The following is a 21,483-nucleotide window of genomic DNA, read 5'->3' as shown; positions in this document are numbered from 1 at the left end:
GCAACCATAAGACTGGATGGTTGCTGCAGGCAAATGAAATGGGGTCCGTGCGGCCCAAGTCTTGGCAAAGGAGAACGTTGCGCGGTCGGGGGCGGGCAACCCCGCTTGGGCGCGTCCTCCGCGATTCGCTAAGGTCTCGGGCCATGGCCGACAACCAGAACCCCCACACCCAGGGCAACTACGACCCCGCGGGAAGCACGCAGATGTTCCGCGCCTTCGTCGACGAGACGCCTTCGGGGGGCCGCCAGGCCGCCTCGGCCGCGGCGGGGAGTTCCGGGCCGCGGGTCGGTGTGATCGTCGGTGTTCTCGCGGCGGTGGCTGTGGTGGCCGCGGTGGTGTGGCTGGCGCTGGCGTAGCCCGCCCGGGGTGCGTGGCGCGCCCACTCGTCTGCCGGCGCCTGTGATCTTGCGGGCCCGGGTGCGTCGTGGTTGCTCGCACCCGACAACGCACCCGCACACACGCCTACCGCCGGGGTGCCGTGGAACCGGCCCCCCGGCGGATCAGGTGTCAACGCGTGGCTGACGCCGCCTCAGTCGGAGATCAGGCCCTCACGGAGCTGGGCCAGGGTCCGGGTGAGGAGGCGGGAGACGTGCATCTGGGAGATGCCCACCTCCTCGCCGATCTGGGACTGCGTCATGTTCGCGAAGAACCGGAGCATGATGATCCGGCGCTCACGCGGCGGCAGCTTGGCCAGCAGCGGCTTGAGGGACTCGCGGTACTCCACGCCCTCCAGTGCCGTGTCCTCGTAGCCGAGACGGTCCGCGAGGGAGCCCTCGCCGCCGTCGTCCTCGGGGGCCGGCGAGTCCAGCGACGACGCCGTGTAGGCGTTGCCGACCGCGAGGCCGTCGACGACGTCCTCCTCCGACACGCCCAGGACGGCGGCGAGTTCGGTGACCGTCGGGGAGCGGTCGAGCTTCTGTGACAGCTCGTCGCTGGCCTTGGTGAGGGCCAGCCGCAGCTCCTGCAGCCGGCGCGGAACCCGCACCGACCACGAGGTGTCGCGGAAGAACCGCTTGATCTCGCCCACGACCGTCGGCATCGCGAACGTCGGGAACTCCACGCCCCGTTCGCAGTCGAAGCGGTCGATCGCCTTGATCAGGCCGATCGTGCCGACCTGGACGATGTCCTCCATCGGCTCGTTGCGCGACCGGAAACGGGCGGCGGCGTAACGCACCAGCGGGAGGTTGAGCTCGATGAGGGTGTCCCGGACGTAGGCGCGCTCGGGGCTGTTCTCGTCGAGTGCGGCCAGCCGCAGGAACAGGGAGCGGGACAGGGTGCGGGTGTCGATGTTCGCCGAGGCCGACACGGCCGGAAGGTCAGTCACCGGCGGAGCCTGGGGACCGGGAAGGTCCTCAAGCGCCTGAAGGTCCTGAGGGGCCTGGATAGCGTCGGGCGCGGTTTCGCTCTTGTCGAGCGTGAGCACCTTCGAGCTGCCCTGGTCTGCGGACATGCCACCCCCTTTGGGTCGCGGACGGTCGCGGCGGACGCTCCGTCGTAAGGAACGCAGCCTCCACCTGAATACCGGCGGCGAGGCCACGGCAAACGCGCTGGGGAGAGAATGTCACACGTCGGCAACGCGATGTAGTGACATGTCGACATGGAGAGGGTGAATAGGCCCTGGAAAATGGCGGTCTGACAGTATTTCAGCGCAGTTGGGCCAGAAAAAGCTTCCATGAGCGATTCGCTCTCTCCGGTGACCCATCGACAGCGCATTCGGTCACGCCCATGGCCTGCACACGCGCACCGCTGGCCGATTCTGTGCGCCCCGCCTGCCCTCGTGCGCCCCGCGTGCCCCACGGTCCATCCGGGAATGCGCGGAGGATTTCCGGTTACCTACGGTCACCCGGCCCGGCCCCGGGTCCGGCGCCCGACCGGCAGGGACCCGGCCGGCGGACGGGCATCCGGCGTCCCCCGCGGAGCGGAGTGCCTACGCCTCGATCCGGTTGGCCGAGCGCAGCCGCGCGAAGCTCCGCGCCAGCAGCCGCGACACGTGCATCTGGGAGACCCCCAGCTCGGCGCTGATCTGCGACTGCGTCAGGTTGCTGTAGTAGCGCAGCAGCAGGATCCGCTGCTCGCGTTCGGGCAGTTGGACGAGGAGATGCCGTACGAGGTCGCGGTGTTCGACGCCGTCCAGCTCGGGGTCCTCGTAGCCGAGGCGGTCGAGCAGCCCTGGCATTCCGTCGCCCTCTTGGGCGGCCTCCAGCGAGGTCGCGTGGTAGGAGCGGCCCGCCTCGATGCAGGACAGCACCTCCTCCTCGCTGATGCGCAGCCGTTCGGCGATCTCGGCGGTGGAGGGGGTGCGTCCGAACGCGGTGGTGAGGTCCTCGGTCGCGCTGTTCACCTGGACCCACAGCTCGTGCAGCCGGCGCGGGACGTGGACCGTGCGGACGTTGTCGCGGAAGTACCGCTTGATCTCCCCGATGACGGTCGGCATCGCGAAGGTCGGGAACTGCACACCGCGGTCCGGGTCGAACCGGTCGATGGCGTTGATCAGCCCGATGGTCCCGACCTGGACCACGTCCTCCATGGGCTCGTTGCGGGAGCGGAAACGGGCGGCCGCGTAGCGCACGAGCGGGAGGTTCGCCTCGATGAGCGCCCCCCGCACGCGGTTGTGCTCCGGGGTGCCCGGCGCCAGATGCTTCAGCTCACCGAACAGCACCTGGGTGAGGGCCCGGGTGTCGGCGCCGCGGCGCTTCTCCGGGGCGGGTGCGGTGGCCTGGGCGGTGACCTGGGCCGAGGCGGGCTCGGGAGCCGGGACTTCTTCCTGGGGAGGCGCAGTACTGGCCGACACGGTCAACGCCACCTCTTCATCCATCAACTCAACCGTCAAAAGCGGTCATAGCATCACAAGACATGTGCACTGTGATCAAGCACCGCATAGCGCCGTGTTGAACAAGAAGTGGAGAAAGGGAGGGGCAATTGGGTGTAAAAAGGCCCCGCACTGTTCGAGTGCGGGGCAGGAGGGGCGTGCGTACGGACGACTGCTACGGCTGCTACGACCGCTGCGGCTGTTGCGGCTCAGAACTCGTAGTCGGCGACGACCCAGGTGGCGAACTCGCGCCACAGCGCCACGCCCGCCTGGTGGTCCGGGTGCTCGGCGTAGGCGCGCAGGCCGTCCAGGTCGTCGAACGCGGAGTTGATCGCGAAGTCGTAGGCGATGGGGCGGTCGCTGAGGTTCCAGCCCAGCTCCCAGGAGCGGATCTCCGCGATGGTGCCGTCCAGCGCGCGGAAGGCGCTCTCGCCCCGTACGACCCGCGGGTCGTCGCGCTCGACGCCTTCGTTGAGCTTGAAGAGGACCAGGTGGCGGATCATGGGCGCTCCGGAAGGGTCGTGCGGGGGAGGGGGTGCCGGCCGAGGTGCGGCGTGGGGGCTACTGAGCCCCGTCGGCGAGCCAGGTGAAGAAGTCACCGATGGACTTGGCCGCGTTGGAAATGCCCTCGAACCCTATCTGGACGTAGCTGGCGGCGTTTTCCGGGTCCGTGATGATCACATAGGCCACGAAGACCACGAGCACGTACACCGCGATCTTCTTCCCCTGCACCGCCACCGCGGCCTCCCCGGCCTCTTGCGCCCCTTGGGCCCTGTCGGTCCCTCTTTGTCGGCGGCGAGTGTAACCCGATCATGCGTTCGCAGGAGAGGTGCCGGACCCTGGGCTCTCGGGGTCTGTGCGCGTGGTCGGCGGTGCGGCGCACCGCGCTCCGGCATCCACGGATGCCGGAGCGCGGAGGTGGACCAGGGGGTCTGGCCTACCACCAGTCCGTGCACTGCACCGCCTGGCCGCCACCGCCGCCGCAGGCACGGAACCGGTAGTTCGGGCTGTTGTCCGTCACCTTCGCGGCACTGGTCAGCACCTGGCCGTCCCGGCTTGCCCGGAAGGGGCCGCACTGGATGTGGACATCGTTGCCGTTGAGCGTCCAGTCCATCCAGATCTCGTCTCCCGCACGCGAGGCCGAGAGTGCGGCGAATCCGTGGACCCGGCCGTCGATGGTGGCAGCCCGCAGACTGATGCGCCCGGACAGCCCCTGCGGGTCGGAGCGCAGCGTTTTGTCCCTCGGGCCGGCAGGGACACCGACCAGACTGTCGGAGATGTCGCGGAAGCCGTTTGCTCCGCGCTCGCACTGGGACCGGTCCGCCAGTGCCGTACCCGGCGCGGCGACGACGACTCCGCCTGCCAGCAGCAGGCTGGCGGCGGCGGTGCAGGCCGCTCTGGCCAGTGGACGACTGATCATGACAAGACTTCCCCTCAGGTGACGGACGGCGAGTACGGCTCAACCGTGGGCGCCGCGTACCGAACCTGGGCGGCGCCGCCTCAAGACAAGCACGGGGGACGGAGATCGCTGTTCTGTCGATTCCCGGGTTGTGCCGGCGCGAGGGATGTGCATGCCGCGTGCTCATGAGCGGGGAGGAATGAGACGGGAACCGGGACGGAGCAGCACGAAGGGCCCGGTCCATCGGACCGGGCCCTTCGTCTACCTGCGGTAGCGGAGGGATTTGAACCCTCGGTGACTTGCGCCACACTCGCTTTCGAGGCGAGCTCCTTCGGCCGCTCGGACACGCTACCGAGGGAGACCTTACAGCAAGGTGGGGCGTGCTTTGAAATCGGTATCGCCGGGGTCTCAGCGGGTGCGGAAGAACTCCGTGAGGAGCCTGGCGCAGTCGTCGGCGAGGACGCCTTCGACGACCTCGGGACGGTGGTTGAGGCGCCGGTCGCGGACGACGTCCCAGAGGGAGCCGGTGGCGCCGGCCTTCTCGTCGCGGGCGCCGTAGACGACCCGGTCGATCCGGGACTGCACGAGGGCGCCCGCGCACATCGTGCAGGGTTCCAGGGTCACGACCAGCGTGCAGCCGGTCAGCCGCCACTCGCCCGCCCGCCGCCCGTCTTCCTCGGCGCAGGCGCCGCGTTCCGCCGCATCCCGCAGCGCGGCGGCCGCCCGGCGGAGGGCCAGTACCTCGGCGTGGGCGGTCGGGTCGCCGGTGGCCTCGCGTTCGTTGTGCCCGGTGGCCAGCACGGTCGTGCCGTCCGCGGACAGGACGACCGCGCCTACGGGGACGTCACCGCCCTCGGCGGCCCGCCCCGCCTCGGCCAGGGCGAGTCGCATCGCGGCCCGCCAGGGGTCACGTACGGGATCGGGCCCGCCCGGTGCCGGCGCGTCGGTCGCGTCGGTCACCGGGGGACCTCAGCCGAGGGAGTCAGCGGACCGTCTCCAGGACCTCCGACGCCCCGAGGGCCTCGGCGATCGAGCCGAGGGCGTCGTCGGCGTCGAGAGCGCGCAGCTCCTTCTCCCCCACCCCCAGGTCGTCGAGGATCTCGGTGTCGCCCACGGGGCTGTGCGGCACGGCCTCGGCGGACGTGTCGTCATCGTCGTCGTCGGACTCGCCGTCCTCGGTGCCGTCGAGGTCGAGGGACTCCAGGTCGGCGGCGTCGTCGCCGGGCTCCCTTCCGAGCAGTTCGTCGGTGAGCAGGATCTCGCCGTAGCTGCTGCGGGCAGCGGCGGCGGCGTCCGACACGTAGATACGAGGGTCGTCCTCGCCATCGATGCGGACGACGCCGAACCAGGCGTCCTCCTGCTCGATGAGCACCAGCACCGTGTCGTCGCCGGGCGAGGCTTCACGGGCCAGGTCGGCCAGATCCGACAGGGTTTCCACATCGTCGAGCTCTGTGTCGCTCGCTTCCCACCCGTCTTCGGTGCGCGCGAGCAGTGCGGCGAAGTACACCGTGACTCTCCCACTGTCATAGGTGTGCCGGTTGGGGGTCCCCCCGGCGGAGGCTGTGGGTGGGGAGGCTTGCGGTCCGAGCCCCACCCACTCGGAATCGTGGCAGAAACAGAGCGCTCAGGGGACGTCTTCGGCTCCCTGTGTCCGGCTCTTTTGATCGCCGGTGGGTCCGCCGTTCACCTGCGCACCTGTTGCCGCCACCAGCGGATCGTACGCGGAGATCCCGGCAGCATATGCACGGCCACCCCGGGAACGCCCCCACATCGCCCACGAACACGGCACATGGCCCTCGCGGAGTGGGAGGGAGAGGAAGTAAGAGGAGAGGGGAGGGGCGTGTCAGGTCACCAGCGGAAGGTGCGCATGCGCATGGCGTGGCGCAGCCGGGCGGCCTTGGCACGGCGCGGCTGGACCCGGTCGCGCAGCTCTCGCGCCTCGGTCAGCTCCCGCAGGAACTGCGCCCGCCGTCGTCGGCGCGCGGCCTCGTTCTCCCGCCCGCTTCCCTGCGCCGCCCCATCAGCCATGCTTGCCACCTCTTCGGCCCCTCGCACCGCCGCCCGCACCCCTTCCACGGCTTCCCGGGCCGCGCCGTCGGCGCCCCGGGCCGTTCCTCCGGTTGCTCCGGTTCCGCGTGCCGTCCCGCCCCGTCGCCGCGTCCCGCGGTCGGCCGTCCCGGCAGGTGCCCGCGGCGCTCGACGGTTCTGTCGCTCGGCTCCGTCGGCCTTGTGTGTCGTGCGCGTGGCTCTGTCGGCTCTACGCGCCGTGCGTGTTTCTTCGTCGGCCGTGCGCGTCGCTCCCTCGGGCGTCCGCGTCGCACCGCCGGCCGTAGTGGTCGCACCGCGGGCCGTACCGGTCGCACCGCGGGTCGTCCGGCCCGGCTGTCCTGTCCGCCGTGTCTGCCGGGCGGGTGCGGTCCGCCGCTCGGCCCGGTCGGGCCTCTCGCGGGTGTCCCGGGGGCGTGGGGAAACGTTGTTCGGGTCTGGCATGGGCTCACCACCGTCAGGCGTCGGTCGTTCCGTCGCCGCTCCGTTCATCCCACTTTCCCTCCGATGGCGGGTTTGATGCCATCGGAGGTCGCGGTGGCCGGGGGACGGTGCGGGGGCGCTCGGAGGTGTGGCCCCGGTTACTGTTGTGGACATGCGTCTCCACGTCGTCGACCACCCTCTGGTCGCCCACAAGCTCACCACGCTGCGCGACCGGCGCACCGACTCCCCGACCTTCCGTCGCCTCGCCGACGAGCTGGTCACCCTGCTCGCCTATGAGGCCACGCGGGACGTGCGCACCGAGCTGGTCGACATCACGACGCCGGTGGCCGCGACCACGGGCGTCAAGCTCTCCCACCCGCGCCCGCTCGTCGTGCCGATCCTCCGGGCCGGCCTCGGCATGCTCGACGGCATGGTCCGGCTGCTGCCGACCGCCGAGGTGGGCTTCCTGGGCATGATCCGCAACGAGGAGACGCTCGAGGCCTCCACGTACGCCACCCGCATGCCGGAGGACCTCTCCGGGCGTCAGGTGTACGTCCTCGACCCCATGCTCGCCACCGGGGGCACCCTGGTCGCCGCGATCCGCGAGCTGATCGCCCGCGGCGCCGACGACGTGACCGCCGTGGTGCTCCTCGCCGCCCCCGAGGGCGTCGAGATCATGGAGCGGGAGCTCGCGGGCTCACCCGTGACGGTCGTGACCGCCGCCGTCGACGAGCGCCTCAACGAGCACGGCTACATCGTGCCGGGCCTGGGAGACGCGGGCGACCGCCTCTACGGCGCCGCCGAGTAGCTCCCCGGACCCGTACGTCAGCAGGGTTTCGCGGCGGAGGGCGTCGGCTCGGGCCTGGTCAGAGCGGCCAGGGCCTTGGCGGCGTCCTTCTGCTTGCTGAGGGCCTTGAAGCCGGTGCCGATGACGAGGTCCACCTCGGTGGCCTTCTTCCGGCCGTCGATCTTCAGCCGTGCGCCGGCGAGCTGGGTGTTGAGTACGGGGAGCGCCGCGCTCTCGGCGGCCTTCGCGCCGAGCAGTATCGCGGTGCCCTTGACCTTCTTGTCGTACTCCTCGGTCGCGTTGCCCACGTTCCCGATGCGGAAGCCGCGTTTCTTCAGCGCGGCGGCGGTCTCCTTGGCGAGACCGGCGCGGGGGGTGGCGTTGAGGACGTTGACGGTGATCCTGCCGGGCGCGGGATAGCCCTTCGCGGGCGCCGCGGACGTCCCGGCCGGTCCGCTCCTCTTCTGGGACGGGCTCACCCGGGACGCGCAGTCCGCCTTGGGGCCGGCCGCGGCGGCCTGGTCCCCGTCGCCGGTGAAGACGTCGATGAGCTGCAGGGTTCCCCAGCCGACGAGGCCCAGCGCGGTCACGGACGCGGCGACCGCGAGGACCAGCCTGCGACGCCTCCTGGGCCGACGCAGCTTCGGGTACTTGTCCCCCGTGATCCGGTACTGGCCGCCCATGCCGGGAGGCGTCAGCATGCTCATGGGCGCAGCGTAGTGCCGTTGGACGGCGATGCCTACTAGATGATCATTCACCGCGCTGCAGTCCAACCCGAAAGGGCCAACCGGCTACGCGCACGGGCATGCCGAGGAGCCGCCTACGGCAACGGCCCGACCGGGTGGCCCGGGACGAACGGCCGGCCGGGGGCGACCCGCCTGTGCGGCGGACGCGGTGCGGGTCAGTCCAGTTCGAGGACGCGGGCGTGGAGCACCTGGCGTTGCTGGAGGGCCGCGCGCACGGCGCGGTGGAGGCCGTCCTCCAGGTACAGATCGCCCTGCCACTTCACCACGTGCGCGAAGAGGTCGCCGTAGAACGTGGAGTCCTCGGCGAGGAGGGTCTCCAGGTCCAGCTGCCCCTTGGTCGTCACGAGCTGATCGAGGCGGATCGGGCGCGGCGCGACGTCCGCCCACTGCCGGGTGCTTTCCCGGCCGTGGTCGGGGTACGGCCGGCCGTTTCCGATGCGCTTGAAGATCACACGGAAAGCCTACCGGGCGAGACGTTCCGGGCGCAGCCATGGCGGCGGAGTGCGGGCGTGGAAAGGAGGAGCGAAGTGGGGCAAAGCGGTGATTCTGTGAGGGGCCGGTGGTGGTCATCGGTGCCCGGCGGGGTGCTTTCGCGCAGGGCGTGGCTCCGGGGCGGGTGACGGCGAACGCCCCGGAGGCGGGGCTCCAGGGCGTTCGTGGTGGGGGTGGGCGGGGGTCAGTTGGGGGGCTGGCGGTGCGAGGGGTGCTGGTCCGTGAGGGGGGTCTCAGGGTCCGCGGGGGCTTGCTCACCCGGCCGTTCCTTCGGCTTGGGGGTGCTGCGCAGGGCCTCGGCCTGGAGGAGTGCGCGGAGGACCGTATAGGGGTCAGCGGGCATGGGGGTGTCCGTCCTGTCCTGTGCTGTGAGTGGTTCTGAAGTACTGAGGGGGTGGGTGAGTGAGCGGGGCTCTCTCAGCAGCGCAGGACCACGGAGCGCAGGGTGTGCAGGGCGTACGGGGGGTGGGGCGGGGATGAGGCGAGCGGGGGGCGGGGGCTCCGGTGGGTCGCGAGGGAGGGGTGTGGGGACGCGGACAGGGCCGGGCGGGACGGGGGCGCGGGCCGTGCGGTGGGGCGGGGGGCGCTTTCGAGGGGGTCGTACTCGGAGGCCGGAAGCTCGCTCGACAGGGCGGGCGGGAGCGAGGGGGCTGTGGTGGCCGTGGTGGCGGCGACCAGGAGGGCGATGGTCAGGATGAGCCCCCTCAGCCGGGCTCCGCGCCCGGCTGTCTTCCTCGCTCGGGCACGGAGGGCTTCCGTGAGGGTGGGGTGCACGGGGGAAAGATTCCCGAGGGAGGGGTGGGCACATCGGGTGGGGCGGGGGATCCGCTCGCTCGGCGTACGGGCATGGGGGGTGCGGCGGGCGGTGCGGCGGGCGGCCGTACGGGCATGGGGGTGCGCCGGCGTAGGGGCGTGAGCGGGCGTACGGCCAGGTGGGTGGGTGTGAGGGCGGTGGTGCGCGTGTTTCGCCGGGGGAGGACGAGCCCGGTGCGGTGCCGGGAGTGGCCCGGTGTCGGTTACTTGCCGGCGGCCTTGGCCGCCTTGGCCGCTGCCTTCATCTCCTGTTTGTGGGCGCGGACCTTGGCCAGGGAGTCGGGGCCCTTGATGTCGGCCACGGAGCGGAAGGAGTCGGGGTCGCCGTAGGAGCCGGCGGCTTCGCGCCAGCCGGTGGGGTGGACGCCGAGCTGTTTGCCGAGGAGGGCCAGGAAGATCTGGGCCTTCTGACGGCCGAAGCCGGGGAGGGATTCGAGGCGGGAGAGCAGTTCCTCGCCGGTCGCCGCGTCCTGCCAGACCGCGCTCGCGTCGCCGTCGTAGTGGTCGACGAGGTACTGGCACAGCTGCTGGATCCGCTTCGCCATGGAGCCGGGGTAACGGTGTACCGCCGGCTTGGCCGACAGCAGCGCGACGAACGACTCCGGGTCGGCCGCCGCGATCTCGTGGGCGTCCAGGTCGTCCGCGTCGAGCCGCTGGGCGATGGTCCACGGGCCCTTGAACGCCCACTCCATCGGCACCTGCTGGTCCAGCAGCATGCCGACCAGCGCGGCGAGCGGACTGCGCCCGAGAAGCTCGTCCGCCTCGGGGTCCTGGGCGAGGTGCAGGGTCACGTTCATGCCCCGATGATCGCCCGCCGGGCCGGCCGCCGCAGCCCGGCCCCGGGCGGGCGGCGCTCCCGGATCCCCTACGGGCGCCAGTAGCCCAGCGCGTGGATCCGCTGCTTCGGTACGCCCAGTTCCTTGCGGAAGTACGCCGTCAGGGAGCGGGTCGTCGCGGTGTCGCAGGCGATCCAGACGTACGGCGTGGGGGTGTCCGCCAGGAGGGCGGGGGCCTCGGCCCGGACCTGGGTGAGGAGACGGGCGCCGGCGTCCTCGCGGGGGACCGGGCGGAAGTCGTGGCGGCCGGGATCGAGGCGGACCGGGAGCCCGCCCGCGTCGGGGGCGGGCTCCCCGAACTCCTTCGCCATCTCGAACCAGATCGTCGCCGGGGCCGACGGGAGCGCGCGGAGGAGGGAGTTGACGGCCGGGAGGGAGGCCGGGTCGCCGATGGCGAGGATGCGGGACGGGGCGGGGTCGGGGTCGGTGAAGGCGGTGCCCTGGACCGTGGCCTCGATGGTGTCGCCGGGCTTCGCGGCGCGGGCCCAGTCGCCGGCGTGGCCGTCGTGCAGGGCGAACTCCAGGCTGAGGGTGCCGGCGGCCGGGTCGGGGTCGACCAGGGTGTACGCCCGCTGGTGCGGTTTGCCGGCGGCGTCGAACCACAGCCGCACCCACATCGTCGGGTGGACACCGGTCGCCGCGAGCATGCCGCCGTCGGTGAGGTGGACCCGGTGGTAGTGCTCGGTGACCTGTTCCGCACCGGTCACCGTGAGGACGAAGTCCTTCCCGCGGAGCAGTTTGAGGACCGCTCCCTCCCAACCGTGCCCCTGACCCATGGCTTCTGCACCCTTCCCGTACGCTTTGATCACTGAATGATTAGGTGAGGCTAACCTAAATCACAGCTGCGGTGAGGCTGGGGAGGGCGAGGGGATGCGGGACGTCGGCGGGCAGGGGCCGGCCCGAGGGAACATTTCGAGCCAGGGATCGCATGGATCCCCGGGCGGTCGGGGGCCGGGCGGGACACGTGGGACCGGCGAGCCATCCGCGCCACACGGGACCGATGAGCCGTCCGCGCCATACGGGACCTGCGAGCCGTCCGGGACGTACGGGACCGGCGAGCCGTACCGGACGAATTGCGGCACGTATCGCGATGACTGGGGCATTCCGCATCTCCGCGCCGCCGACGTCCGCGCTCTGGCCCACGCGCAGGGCCGGGTCACCGCCCTCGACCGGGCCTGGCAGCTGGAGGTCGAACGTCACCGCGTCCAGGGCACCTCCGCCGCCTTCCTCGGGGCCGGTTCCCTCGGGTGGGACCGGTTCGCGCGACGGGCGCGCCTCGCCGACACGGCCCGAAGATGCTTCGACCGGCTGGAGGGAACGGACCCGGAGACCGCCGACTGGGTCCGGGCGTACGTCGAGGGCGTGAACGACGGGCTGGCCGAGGGCGGGCGGCGCGCACCCGAGTTCGAGCGCGTCGGGCTCGCGCCGGGGCGCTGGGAGGTCTGGCACCCGCTCGGCGTGTGGCTCGCCACGCACATCCTGTTCGCCGGGTTCCCCGCCAAGCTCTGGCGGGAGGAGGCCGTACGGCATCTCGGTGCCGACGCGGTCGGGCTGTTCGCCACCGACGGGCCCGCCACCTCCGGCAGCAACGGGTGGCTCGTCGACGGCTCCCGTACGGCCACCGGGCTGGCCGTCATCGCCGGGGATCCGCACCGGTTCATCGAGGAACCCGGTGTCTACCAGCAGATCCACCTCGCCTGCCCCGAGTTCGACGTCGTCGGTCTCGCCGTCCCCGGCATGCCCGGCATCGCCCACTTCGGCCATACCGGCGAGGTTGCCTGGGCCATCACCAACGCCATGGCCGACTACCAGGACCTGTACCGGGAGCGGCTGCGGCACGCCGACGGGGACGGCGGGGGCGACGGGGACGCGGACGGGCAGGGGGAGGGCGGCGTGGAGGCCCTCGATCCCGACGGGGTGTGGCGGCCCGTGCACCGGCATGTGGAGGTCATCGAGGTCGCGGGCGGGGAGCCCGTGGAGGTGGAGGTGATCGAGACCGCCCGGGGGCCGGTCGTCGTCGGTGGCCTTGATCCCCGTGCGCCCGATGGTTCCGGTGGGCCCGACGATCCCCGTGCGCCCGATGGTTCCGGTGGGCCCGACGATCCCCGTGCGCCGGACGACCCGGGTACCCCGGACGACGCGGGTGCCCCGGACGCGGTCGGTCCGCTCAGCCTCCGCTACCCGCCGCGTGTCACCGGGGACCTCGGGCTGAGTGCCCTGCTTCCCCTGCTCCGGGCGCGGGAGGTCGCCGATGTGGACCGGGCGTTCGACGCGTGGGCCGAGCCGGTGAACGTCGTACAGGCGGCGGACACGCGGGGCGGGGTGCTGCACCGGGTGGCGGGGCGGGTGCCGGTGCGGAGCCGGGAGAACCGGACCCGGGTGGTCGCGGCCTGGGAGCCGGGGCACGAGTGGCGCGGATGGCACGAGACGCCGTACGGCACCTTCGAGGACGGTGTGGCGGTGATGGCCAACCAGCGGGGGCCGGCGACCCCGCTGGGCGTGGAGTTCGCGCCGCCGCACCGGGCCGACCGTATCCGGGCGATGCTGGACGAGCGGCGGGTGTGGTCCGCCGCGGAGATGCCCGCGCTCCACATGGACACCCATCTGTCCTCTGCCGGACCCCTGTTGGACCGTCTGGCCGCCCTCGTCGGACCCGCCCCCGGTTCGCCGGCGGGCGAGGACGGGCCCGGGCCGGCCGCGGGGCCCACCCCGGCCGCGGCCGCGCTCCGTGACCGGCTGCTGCGCTGGGACCGGCGGATGGAGGCCGACAGCGTCGACGCGGCGGCGTACGCGGCGCTGCGCGGAGCGGTCGTACGGCGGCTCGCGGCGGAGCCCGCGTTCGCGGCGCTGGCGGTGCCGCCGACGTACCCCGAGGTCTTCCGGCCGTGGCTGTCGCTCACCGTCCGGATCGGGTTCGCGCTCGAACATCTGCTCAGGGCGGAGGAGCTGTACGGGATCGACCGGGCCGAGCTGGTGCGGCAGGCGCTGGAGGAGGTCGCGGGCGCCGGCGAGGGCGCGGGTGCCGGGCGCTGGGGCGACAGCCACCGGCTCGTGCCGTGGCGCGCGCTCCCGGACGAGGACCCGGACGACGGCCAGGACCAGGGCCCGGACGTCCCCGACGGGCCGGGGCTCGCCGGGGACCACGACTGCGTCCTGTGCACCAGCGCCGTCCCCGGCATCACCGACCTCAGCGCGCGCGGCCCCGCCGCCCGCTACGTCTGGGACCTGGCCCGGCGTGAGGACAGCCTCTGGGTGGTGCCGTTCGGGGCGTCCGGGGTGAGCGGGTCGGCCCACCACCGCGACCAGCTCCCCCTGTGGCTCAGGGGGGAGCTCGTTCCGGTCGTCACCGACTGGGACCGCCTCACCCGGGAGGACGGGGACGACTCGGCACCCGGCGAGAACAGTGATGAACGGAACGGCGAGGAGAAGCGCGATGAGCGTTGAGGCGTACGGCGGCCGTGTGGCCGTGCACGAACAGGTGGTCGAGGGATTCGGGACCGTGCGGCTGCTGCCGTTGGACGCGAAGACCGACGCCGGGGTGGTCCATGCCTGGGTGAGTGAGCCGAGGGCCGAGTTCTGGGGCATGAACGGGCTCACCGAGGAGCAGGTCCGGGAGGTGTACGAGGGCCTGGAGGCGTTCGACACCCACCACGCCTACCTCGCGGTGCGCGACGGCGAGCCGGTCGGGCTGCTGCAGACGTACGAGCCGGAGGCCGACCGGGTCGGTGAGTGCTACGAGGTCGAGCCCGGGGACATCGGCGTCCACGTACTGCTGGCGCCCGCCGGGGACGGCGGAGGGCGGCCGGGGTGGTCGTCCTCGGTGCTGGCCGTCTTCGCGTCGTACGTGCTGGTCGTGCTGGACCGGCCCCGGGTCGTCGTCGATCCGGACGAGCGGAACGAGCGGGCGATCGCGCGGTTCGCCCGGCAGGGGTTCGAACCCGGGCCGGTCGTCGTCCTGCCGGAGGTCGATCTGCCGGAGGTGCATCTGCCCGAGAAGCGGGCCCGGCTGGCGTTCCTGCGGAGGGAGAGCGTGTTCGGGCGGTAGGTGCGGAGGGGGCCCGAGGGCGGCGGGTCCCGAGGGCGGTGAGCCCCGAGGGCCGTGGGCCCCGGGCGGTGTCCTCGGCCGGTGTCCTCGCCGGTGGGGCGGAGGAGCGTTGTCGGCCGGTGGGCAGGTCGGCGGGCGTAGCCTCGGGCGGATGACTCCCGAAGACCTCATCGCACACTACGAGTTGCAGCCCATCCCGCGTGAGGGCGGCCGTTTCCGGCAGACGTGGGCGGGGCCCGAGCGGGACGACGGGCGGCCGGAGGGGACCGCGATCGTCGCCCTGCTCACCACCGAACCCGGCGACTACTCCGCGCTGCACCGGCTGTCCGGTGACGAGATCTGGCACTACCACCTCGGTGACCCGCTCCGGATGCTGCTCCTCGCCCCGGACGGCTCCTCGCGGGTCGTCGTCCTCGGGCCGAGGGTGCTCGACGGGCAGCACGTGCAGTACGTCGTGCCCGCGGGGACCTGGATGGGGGCGAGGGTCCTGGACGCCGGTGGGGACGGTGGCGGCGAGGGCTGGACGCTGTTCGGGTGCACGATGGCGCCGGGCTTCACCTTCGAGGGGTACGAGCACGGGGACGCGTCGGAGCTGGCGCTGCTGTACCCGGACCGGGCCGCCGAGATCGGGGAGCTGGGGCGGGCGTAGGTTGAGGGCGGCGGGCGGCCCAGGGGTGGGCCGGGCCGGTGCGGAGCGCGTTGAACGCGGCGTTCGTGGCGTCCGTACCTGTTCGAGGAGTCCGACAGCCGGCGACCGTGGATCCGGAGCACTACGTGGACCGACGCAGGTACAGCGACCCCGTCGAGGACGGGGCCGGCAACAGCGGCAGGGGCGGAGACCGGGGTACCGGGCGACCGGGCGGCGTCGGCGGCGTCGGCGGCTCCGGCGGTTCCGGCGACATCGGCGGACGCCGAAGCCGGTCCGGCCCCCGGGGCGGACACCAATCCGTGAACCAGGCCGTGACCCGGTCCGTGAACCAGGCCGTGAACCGGGCCGTGCACCGCAGTGGTGGCCTGAGCCGGGGCGTGCGACGTCTGGTGCTCCTGGGGACCGCGCTGGTCCTGCTCCTCCTCGCAGGCTCGGGCACCGCGTCCGCGCACGCCGCCCTCAAGGGGAGCGATCCCGTCGACGGCAGCGTCCTCGACGCCGCTCCCCGGGACATCACCCTCCGCTTCACCGAGTCCGTGAGCCTGCTGGAGGACTCCATCCGCGTCGTCGACCCGGAGAACCGGGCGGTCGACACGGGCAAGCCGGGGCGCGCGGGCGGCCGGTCGGACACGGCCGCCGTCACCCTGCCCGCCGGCCTCGACGACGGCACGTACACGATCGCGTGGCGGGTGGTCTCGGCCGACAGCCACCCCATCTCGGGTGCCCTCCTCTTCTCGGTCGGCGAACCCTCCGCGTCCACCGCGGCCCTCCCCGCCGACCTCACCGAGGACCCGCTCACCTCCTCCCTCTACGACATCACCCGCTACTTCGCGTACGGCGCCCTCGCCCTGCTCATCGGCGTGACCTTCTTCCTCGCGGTCGTGCTCAGGGGCCCCGGCGAGGCGCTGCGCAGGCTGCTTCCGGCCGGCTGGCTGGCACTGCTGCTCGCCTCGGCCCTCCTGCTGCTGCTCCGCGGACCGTACGAGCGGGGTACCGGAGTCGAGGACGCCCTCGACCTCTCCGTCCTGCGCGAGACGCTGGTGAGCCGGCCGGGGCTCGCCCTGCTGGCCCGGCTGGCGCTGCTCGCGGCGGCGGCCCTCCTCCTCGTCCGCGTACGCCGGCAGGGGAACACCTGGGGCAGGGGCGCGCTGGCCGGCGGTGCGCTGCTGTCCGTGGGCCTCGCCGGGACCTGGGCGGCCGCCGAGCACGCCTCCGCCGGTATCCAGGTGCCGGTCGCGATGACCTCCTCGATGCTGCACCTGCTCGCCATGGCCGTCTGGCTGGGCGGGCTGACCGCACTGCTCACCGTGTTGTACCGGGCGCCCGAGACGTTGTCCGCCGCTGTGGTCAACCGTTTCTCCAGGCTCGCCTTCGTCTCGGTGATCGTCCTCGTTGTCACCGGCGTCTACCAGTCCTGGCGCGGCCTGGGCTCCTGGTCCGCCTTCAGGTCCACGGCGTACGGGGAGGTCCTGGTCGCCAAGCTGGTGGCCGTGCTGCTCCTGCTGGTGGCGGCGGCGTTCTCACGACGCTGGACGGGGCGGCTGGGGGAGGCTCCGGAGGAGGTTCCTGAGCCGGTGAGCGCCGGGGAGCCGGTGCAGGCCGTCGATCGGGCCGAGGCCACCGGCGAGGTTCCCGAGCGGGCGGCCGTGGCGGTGGCGGCACGCGTGTTCGAGCGCGTCGGGGCCGTCGGCAGCGAGGTTTCGGACAAGGGCGCCGAGGTGCCCTCCGGGGGAGCAGCCTCCGCCGACACACCCTCCCGTGACCAGGGAGCCGATGAACGACGCGACGGCGGTCAGGGTGACGGCGGTCGACGTGACACCGCTGGAAGTGACGACGGTCGACGTGGCACCGCTGGAAGTGACGGCGGTCGAAGCGACGGTGGAGGTCAGTCGGCCGAGGATTCACCGGCGGGGGACGCGCCGCGGCGGCGTCTTCGGCGGTCCGTGCTCGCGGAGTTCACCGTCGCGGTCGTCGTGCTCGTGATCACGACCGTGCTGACGGGCACCCTCCCGGGCCGGGCGGCGGCGGAGATCGCGCAGGAGAGCGCGAACGAGGCGGCCGGTGGGGTCACGGCCTCCTCGACGACGATCCCCTTCGACGTCGGCACCCCGAACGGGCACGGCAAGGTCCAGATCGACCTCGGCCCCGGGCGCGTGGGCAAGAACTCCGTGCAGGCCGTGGTCTTCGGCCCCGACGGCGGCATCGCCACCGTCCCCGAACTACGGCTCACCTTCACCCTCAAGGCTCAGAAGATCGGCCCGATCGACGCGAAGATCACCGACCGCGGCGGCTACTGGGTCACCGACGAGCTCCAGCTCCCCCTGCCGGGCAGGTGGACGATGAGGCTCACGGTCCGTACGACGGAGATCGACCAGGTCACCGTGGAGAAGTCGGTCCGGGTGGGCTAGGGCCCTTCTGCGGCGGGGCTCACCGGGTGTCCAGTATCCGCCGCATCGTCTCCGCCGCCCGTACCGCCGCGTCGGCGCAGCAGTTGTTGAAGAGGACGTGCAGTTCGTCGACCCGTGCGGCGGCGAACCGCAACCGGGGTGCCCAGGCGGCGAGTTCGGGCGCGGAGTAGGCGTACCGGAAACGGTCCTCCTTGCTGCCGGTGCCCCAGGCGGGGCTGCGGCCGTGGAACCGTACGACGGCCAGCTCGGGCGAGGTGACGGGGACGAGCGGTGGCAGGGAGGTCTCCAGGCCCTGGACCGTGTCGACTCCCACGGCGGCCAGACCGAGCCGGGACAGCGACTCCGCCGTGCGGCCGGCCTGTTCGCCCTGCCACCACGCGGGGTGCCGGAACTCGACCGAGACGGGCCAGCCGGCCGTACGCCCCGCGCACTCCTCCAGCGACTCCTGCGCCCGCCGCCCCGGCGCGAACCACGGCGGGAACTGGAACAGCACCGCGCCCAGCCGTCCGGCCTCCCGCAGCGGTTCGACGGCATGGGCGAACCGCTCCCAGACCCGGTCCAGTACGGCGGGCGTCCCGTGGCGCGCACCTTGCCCGAGTAATTCCCGGAGGTCCTCGGGGAGGGCCGCCGGGCGGGTCGGGTGGCCGGTGAGGAGGGAGAACGCCTTGATGTCGAAGCGGAATTCCGGGGGAGTCCGCTCCGCCCAGAGGAGGCTGTTGCGGCGGCTGGGCAGCGCGTAGTAGCTGGAGTCGACCTCGACGACCGGGAACCGCTCGGCGTAGTAACGGAGTCGGGGCCCGGCGTCGCGGTGTCCGCGTGGGTACCAGCCGCTGGCCAGCAGCGCCCGGTCCGTCCACGAGCAGGTCCCGACGAGTACGTCACCCATGGGGTGCCGGTTACCCGGAATCGGCGACCTGGCCACCCGCCTTGCGCCACCCGCCTTGCCCCACCCGCCTTGCGCCCCCCGCGCCGCCGCCGGTGCCGCTACTCGCTCCGCTCGTGCAGCGGCCCGCCGCAGAGCGACTTCGAGGGGGTGCCGTCGACGCCGACGGGCCGGTCCCCGGCGATCATCACGCGGTGCATGATGCGCGGAAAGTCCAGGTGGGCGGCGTCACTCGGGGCCAGATGGACGGTGGCCCGGTTGTCCCAGAGGGCCACGGAACCCGGCTCCCAGCGGAAGCGGACCGTGTACTCGGGACGCGTGATCTGCTCGACGAACATCTCCAGGAGGAGCCGGCTCTCGGCCCGGGTGACGTCGACGATGTGCTCGACGTAGTACGGGTTGACGTACAGGGCCCGTTCGCCGGTCTCGGGGTGGACGCGGACGACCGGGTGGACGGACGCGACCTGGTGGTCCTGGAGGTGGCGGAGGTACGGGTCGGGGCCCGACCGGGCGAGATAGCCGACGCCCAGACGGTGTTCGGCGCGCAGCCCGTCGGCGAACCGGCGCACCGGCTCCGACAGGCCCGCGTAGGCGGTGGCGAGGTTGGCCCAGGTGGTGTCGCCGCCGTACGGGGGCACGCGCTCGGCGCGGAGCAGGGTCAGGGCGGGCGGGTCGATGCGCGCGGTGTGGTCGGCGTGCCAGCCGCGGAGGGTGGAGTGGCGGCGGCGCTCCAGCCACTCGGCCTGGTCCATCCCGTGCTTGCGGCCCAGCTCCTGACGGTCGGCCGTCGTCTCGATCTCGGGGTACGCGGCCGGTGAGACCGAGCCCCGGGAACGCAGGCGGACCGGCTCCCCGAAGCGGCGCGCGACCGCGATCTGGCCGGCGTGGTCGAGCCGCTGCCCCCGGAAGAACACGACCTTCCAGCGGAGCAGCGCGGCCCGGATTTCGGCGACGGTGGTCTCGTCGAGCGGGCCGGCGAGGTCCACGCCGTGGATGTCGGCGCCGATGTGTCCGGAGGCGGGGCGCACGTCGAGACCATCCGGGGGGCCGTCATGCGCCGCAGGTCCGTTCGGCCCCTCCGGTCCCTCCGGTCCGTTCGGTCCCTCCGGTCCGTCGGGGGACGGGTTCGTGTCGGTGCTCATGGCTCGTTCGCTCGCCCTTCGGGTGCCGGTCGTAGGCCCGGTCTTCCCCCGGCGCCGCCCGTGCATGCGGTGCGGCCGGGAAACTGTTCTGATCGGACGGCTGCCAGCCGGGTGCGGTGAGGCCGCCAACCGGGTCCGCGCCCGGTGTCGTACCGCCCCCGGGCCCGCCCCTGACTGCGAAACTGCCAACGCACTGTACGCGGCAGGAAGTTGATGTCATGACCGACAAGCTCACCGTAAGCGTCCTGGGTACCGGCATCATGGGCGCCGCGATGGCCCGCAGCCTCCTCCGCGCGGGGCACACCGTACGGGCGTGGAACCGGACCCGGGAGAAGGCCGAGCCGCTGACCGCCGACGGAGCGCGGGTCGTCGACAGCCCGGCCGAGGCCGTACGCGGGGCCGATGTGGTGCTCACCATCCTGTACGACGGGGCCGCGACCCTGGACGTCATGCGCGCGGCGGCGCCCGCGCTGAACCCGGGCACGGCCTGGGTCCAGTCCACGACCGCCGGGGTGGAGGGTGTCGCCGAACTGGCCGCGCTGGCCGGTGAGCTCGGACTGGTCTTCTACGATGCCCCGGTCCTCGGCACCCGGCAGCCCGCGGAGGCGGGACAGCTGACGGTGCTGGCCGCGGGCCCGGCCGAGGGGCGGACGACGGTGACCCCCGTCTTCGACGCCGTGGGAGCCCGTACGGTCTGGACCGGCGAGGACGGCGCGGCGGGTACCGCGACGCGGCTCAAGCTGGTGGCCAACAGCTGGGTGCTCGCCGCGACCAACGCGGCCGGGGAGGTGCTGGCCCTGTCCCAGGCCCTCGGCGTCGACCCGCGGTCCTTCTTCGAGATCATCGAGGGCGGCCCGCTCGACATGGGCTATCTGCACGCCAAGTCCGCGCTCGTCCTCGACGGCCGCCTCTCCCCGGCCTCCTTCGCCGTCTCGACCGCCGCGAAGGACGCCCGTCTGATCGTCGAGGCCGGCCGGCGACACGGCGTGCGCCTCGACATCGCCGCCGCCGGCGCCGCCCGCTTCACCCGCGCCGCAGCCCAGGGGCACGCCGACGAGGACATGGCGGCCGCGTACTTCGCCAGCTTCGACGAAAGGGAAAGGGAAGGGGAAGTGGAAGGAGAAGAAGGGGCAGGGGAGGGGGAGGAGAAGGCGGCGGGGGAGAACGAGCGCTAGGGCCGACGAGGGACGTCACTCCCGCCCCGGGACCGCGCGGGACGTCATTCCCGCCCGAGGATCGCGGCGGCCGTCTCCACACCCTCGCGGGTGCCGATCACGATGAGCGTGTCCCCGCCGGCCAGCCGGAAGTCCGGTGCCGGCGACGGGATCGCCTCGGCCCGGCGCAGTACGGCCACGATGGACGCGCCCGTCTCGGTCCGTATCCGGGTGTCGCCCAGCACCCGCCCGTTCCAGTGGGACGTCGAGGCCAGCTCGATCCGCTCCGCGACCAGCCCCAGCTCCGTGGTGGACAGCAGGTTCGGGCTGTGGTGGTCCGGCATCAGCGCGTCGATGAGGGCGGTCGCCTCCCCCGACGACAGCCGCATCGACAGCGCGCACGCGTCCGGATCGTCCTGCCGGTACGCGCTGAGCGTCCGTGCCCCGTCCCTGTGGGCGACCACCGAGATCCGCCGCTGCTCCCTGGTCGTGAGGTCGTAGCGGACCCCGATCCCCGGCAACGGCGTACTGCTGAGTCGCGGAACACCCACGGCTGGCCCCCTGTCTGGTTCGGATATGTCATCGGACAACCGTCGGTGCCACCCTAACGAGACCCGGAAAACCGGCCGTCGGCTCAGGGACCGGCTCCCCGGTGGAACAATCCCCCCTCAACCCCGGACCGCCCCCGGCTCGGCCCCGGGGGCTGACCGAAAGGAACCCCGCCATGATCGTCACGGGTGCCCCCACAACCCACGCGGCGGCCGCCCACCAGCCCCGCGCGTCGGGCGCCCCGGTGACCGGCGGAACGATCACGGACGGCCCCACGACCCGAGGCGCGGACCTTCTCCTTC

The 21,483-nt window shown here is 72.7% G+C and carries 24 protein-coding genes and 1 tRNA gene; 7 read left to right on the top strand and 18 right to left on the bottom strand.

Annotation, left to right across the window (positions count from 1 at the left end):
- Window positions 1–143: 143 nt before the first annotated feature.
- On the top strand, window positions 144–356 hold the full coding sequence (locus ACFU5F_RS23295) for a hypothetical protein (RefSeq protein ID WP_383890420.1): 213 nt from the start codon (window positions 144–146) through the stop codon (window positions 354–356).
- Between the two features lie 173 nt (window positions 357–529).
- Here the strand turns inward: ACFU5F_RS23295 and ACFU5F_RS23290 are convergent, their stop codons facing one another.
- The 9 genes from ACFU5F_RS23290 to ACFU5F_RS23250 all read right to left on the bottom strand — a co-directional run bounded on the left by ACFU5F_RS23290 (window position 530) and on the right by ACFU5F_RS23250 (window position 6,236).
- Entirely contained in the window at window positions 530–1,450 is a 921-nt protein-coding gene (locus ACFU5F_RS23290; protein WP_013002373.1) for an RNA polymerase sigma factor SigF, read from the bottom strand.
- A gap of 477 nt (window positions 1,451–1,927) precedes the next feature.
- Window positions 1,928–2,815, bottom strand: coding sequence for an RNA polymerase sigma factor SigF (locus ACFU5F_RS23285; RefSeq protein WP_383890419.1), 888 nt, complete (start codon window positions 2,813–2,815; stop codon window positions 1,928–1,930).
- A gap of 203 nt (window positions 2,816–3,018) precedes the next feature.
- On the bottom strand, window positions 3,019–3,312 hold the full coding sequence (locus ACFU5F_RS23280) for a Dabb family protein (protein WP_013002375.1): 294 nt from the start codon (window positions 3,310–3,312) through the stop codon (window positions 3,019–3,021).
- Window positions 3,313–3,370: 58 nt separating this feature from the next.
- The gene (locus ACFU5F_RS23275; RefSeq protein WP_275457479.1) at window positions 3,371–3,547 is read right to left on the bottom strand and encodes a hypothetical protein; all 177 of its coding nucleotides are present in this window, start codon (window positions 3,545–3,547) and stop codon (window positions 3,371–3,373) included.
- 199 nt (window positions 3,548–3,746) lie between these two features.
- Complete coding sequence (locus ACFU5F_RS23270) at window positions 3,747–4,229, bottom strand: hypothetical protein (protein ID WP_383890416.1); 483 nt, start codon at window positions 4,227–4,229, stop codon at window positions 3,747–3,749.
- Between the two features lie 247 nt (window positions 4,230–4,476).
- A tRNA-Ser gene (locus ACFU5F_RS23265) sits at window positions 4,477–4,561 on the bottom strand.
- A gap of 55 nt (window positions 4,562–4,616) precedes the next feature.
- Entirely contained in the window at window positions 4,617–5,168 is a 552-nt protein-coding gene (tadA, locus tag ACFU5F_RS23260) for a tRNA adenosine(34) deaminase TadA (protein ID WP_383890414.1), read from the bottom strand.
- A 22-nt stretch (window positions 5,169–5,190) separates the two neighbouring features.
- The gene (locus ACFU5F_RS23255) at window positions 5,191–5,715 is read right to left on the bottom strand and encodes a hypothetical protein (protein WP_013002378.1); all 525 of its coding nucleotides are present in this window, start codon (window positions 5,713–5,715) and stop codon (window positions 5,191–5,193) included.
- Between the two features lie 341 nt (window positions 5,716–6,056).
- Window positions 6,057–6,236: a hypothetical protein gene (locus tag ACFU5F_RS23250; protein WP_059083869.1), complete on the bottom strand. Its 180-nt coding sequence runs from the start codon at window positions 6,234–6,236 to the stop codon at window positions 6,057–6,059.
- Window positions 6,237–6,849: 613 nt separating this feature from the next.
- On the opposite strand from ACFU5F_RS23250, the gene upp reads away from it, so the two are divergent.
- Window positions 6,850–7,485, top strand: coding sequence for a uracil phosphoribosyltransferase (gene upp, locus ACFU5F_RS23245; RefSeq protein WP_383890409.1), 636 nt, complete (start codon window positions 6,850–6,852; stop codon window positions 7,483–7,485).
- A 17-nt stretch (window positions 7,486–7,502) separates the two neighbouring features.
- Here upp and ACFU5F_RS23240 read toward each other — a convergent pair whose 3' ends face one another.
- The 6 genes from ACFU5F_RS23240 to ACFU5F_RS23215 form a co-directional block, all read right to left on the bottom strand.
- Window positions 7,503–8,147, bottom strand: coding sequence for a LytR C-terminal domain-containing protein (locus tag ACFU5F_RS23240; protein WP_383890460.1), 645 nt, complete (start codon window positions 8,145–8,147; stop codon window positions 7,503–7,505).
- Window positions 8,148–8,365: 218 nt separating this feature from the next.
- A complete protein-coding gene (locus tag ACFU5F_RS23235; protein WP_030420160.1) occupies window positions 8,366–8,662 on the bottom strand; it encodes a type II toxin-antitoxin system VapB family antitoxin in 297 nt (98 codons plus the stop codon).
- Window positions 8,663–8,886: 224 nt separating this feature from the next.
- Window positions 8,887–9,045 (bottom strand): hypothetical protein, encoded by a 159-nt coding sequence (locus ACFU5F_RS23230; RefSeq protein WP_383890406.1) that lies wholly within the window; start codon window positions 9,043–9,045, stop codon window positions 8,887–8,889.
- 74 nt (window positions 9,046–9,119) lie between these two features.
- On the bottom strand, window positions 9,120–9,476 hold the full coding sequence (locus ACFU5F_RS23225; RefSeq protein ID WP_383890403.1) for a hypothetical protein: 357 nt from the start codon (window positions 9,474–9,476) through the stop codon (window positions 9,120–9,122).
- Window positions 9,477–9,718: 242 nt separating this feature from the next.
- A complete protein-coding gene (locus ACFU5F_RS23220) occupies window positions 9,719–10,312 on the bottom strand; it encodes an HhH-GPD-type base excision DNA repair protein (protein ID WP_383890400.1) in 594 nt (197 codons plus the stop codon).
- Window positions 10,313–10,380: 68 nt separating this feature from the next.
- Window positions 10,381–11,127 carry a siderophore-interacting protein gene (locus ACFU5F_RS23215; RefSeq protein WP_383890397.1) on the bottom strand — a complete coding sequence of 249 codons (747 nt, stop codon included), beginning with the start codon at window positions 11,125–11,127 and terminating at the stop codon, window positions 10,381–10,383.
- A gap of 94 nt (window positions 11,128–11,221) precedes the next feature.
- Between ACFU5F_RS23215 and ACFU5F_RS23210 the strand changes: the two genes are divergently transcribed.
- The 4 genes from ACFU5F_RS23210 (at window position 11,222) to ACFU5F_RS23195 (ending at window position 17,453) form a co-directional block, all read left to right on the top strand.
- The gene (locus ACFU5F_RS23210) at window positions 11,222–13,795 is read left to right on the top strand and encodes a penicillin acylase family protein (protein ID WP_383890394.1); all 2,574 of its coding nucleotides are present in this window, start codon (window positions 11,222–11,224) and stop codon (window positions 13,793–13,795) included.
- Entirely contained in the window at window positions 13,785–14,396 is a 612-nt protein-coding gene (locus tag ACFU5F_RS23205; protein ID WP_383890391.1) for a GNAT family N-acetyltransferase, read from the top strand. The genes ACFU5F_RS23210 and ACFU5F_RS23205 overlap by 11 nt, the downstream gene beginning before the upstream one ends.
- 151 nt (window positions 14,397–14,547) lie before the next feature.
- Window positions 14,548–15,045 carry a cupin domain-containing protein gene (locus ACFU5F_RS23200; RefSeq protein WP_383890388.1) on the top strand — a complete coding sequence of 166 codons (498 nt, stop codon included), beginning with the start codon at window positions 14,548–14,550 and terminating at the stop codon, window positions 15,043–15,045.
- A 125-nt stretch (window positions 15,046–15,170) separates the two neighbouring features.
- Window positions 15,171–17,453: a copper resistance CopC/CopD family protein gene (locus tag ACFU5F_RS23195; protein ID WP_383890385.1), complete on the top strand. Its 2,283-nt coding sequence runs from the start codon at window positions 15,171–15,173 to the stop codon at window positions 17,451–17,453.
- A gap of 19 nt (window positions 17,454–17,472) precedes the next feature.
- On the opposite strand, the gene ACFU5F_RS23190 is transcribed toward ACFU5F_RS23195, so the two are convergent.
- Together ACFU5F_RS23190 and ACFU5F_RS23185 are read right to left on the bottom strand one after the other, a co-directional pair.
- Window positions 17,473–18,339, bottom strand: coding sequence for a DUF72 domain-containing protein (locus ACFU5F_RS23190; protein ID WP_383890382.1), 867 nt, complete (start codon window positions 18,337–18,339; stop codon window positions 17,473–17,475).
- A 98-nt stretch (window positions 18,340–18,437) separates the two neighbouring features.
- Window positions 18,438–19,478, bottom strand: coding sequence for a TauD/TfdA family dioxygenase (locus tag ACFU5F_RS23185; RefSeq protein ID WP_383890379.1), 1,041 nt, complete (start codon window positions 19,476–19,478; stop codon window positions 18,438–18,440).
- 218 nt (window positions 19,479–19,696) lie between these two features.
- On the opposite strand from ACFU5F_RS23185, the gene ACFU5F_RS23180 reads away from it, so the two are divergent.
- Window positions 19,697–20,653, top strand: a complete 957-nt coding sequence (locus ACFU5F_RS23180; RefSeq protein WP_383890376.1) for an NAD(P)-dependent oxidoreductase — start codon at window positions 19,697–19,699, stop codon at window positions 20,651–20,653.
- Between the two features lie 44 nt (window positions 20,654–20,697).
- Here ACFU5F_RS23180 and ACFU5F_RS23175 read toward each other — a convergent pair whose 3' ends face one another.
- Window positions 20,698–21,183: a cation:proton antiporter regulatory subunit gene (locus ACFU5F_RS23175; protein ID WP_383890374.1), complete on the bottom strand. Its 486-nt coding sequence runs from the start codon at window positions 21,181–21,183 to the stop codon at window positions 20,698–20,700.
- Between the last annotated feature and the right edge of the window lie 300 nt (window positions 21,184–21,483).

The organism is Streptomyces sp. NPDC057438 (assembly GCF_042802995.1).
GTDB lineage: Bacteria > Actinomycetota > Actinomycetes > Streptomycetales > Streptomycetaceae > Streptomyces.
This window is presented reverse-complemented; position numbering and strand designations above follow the sequence as displayed.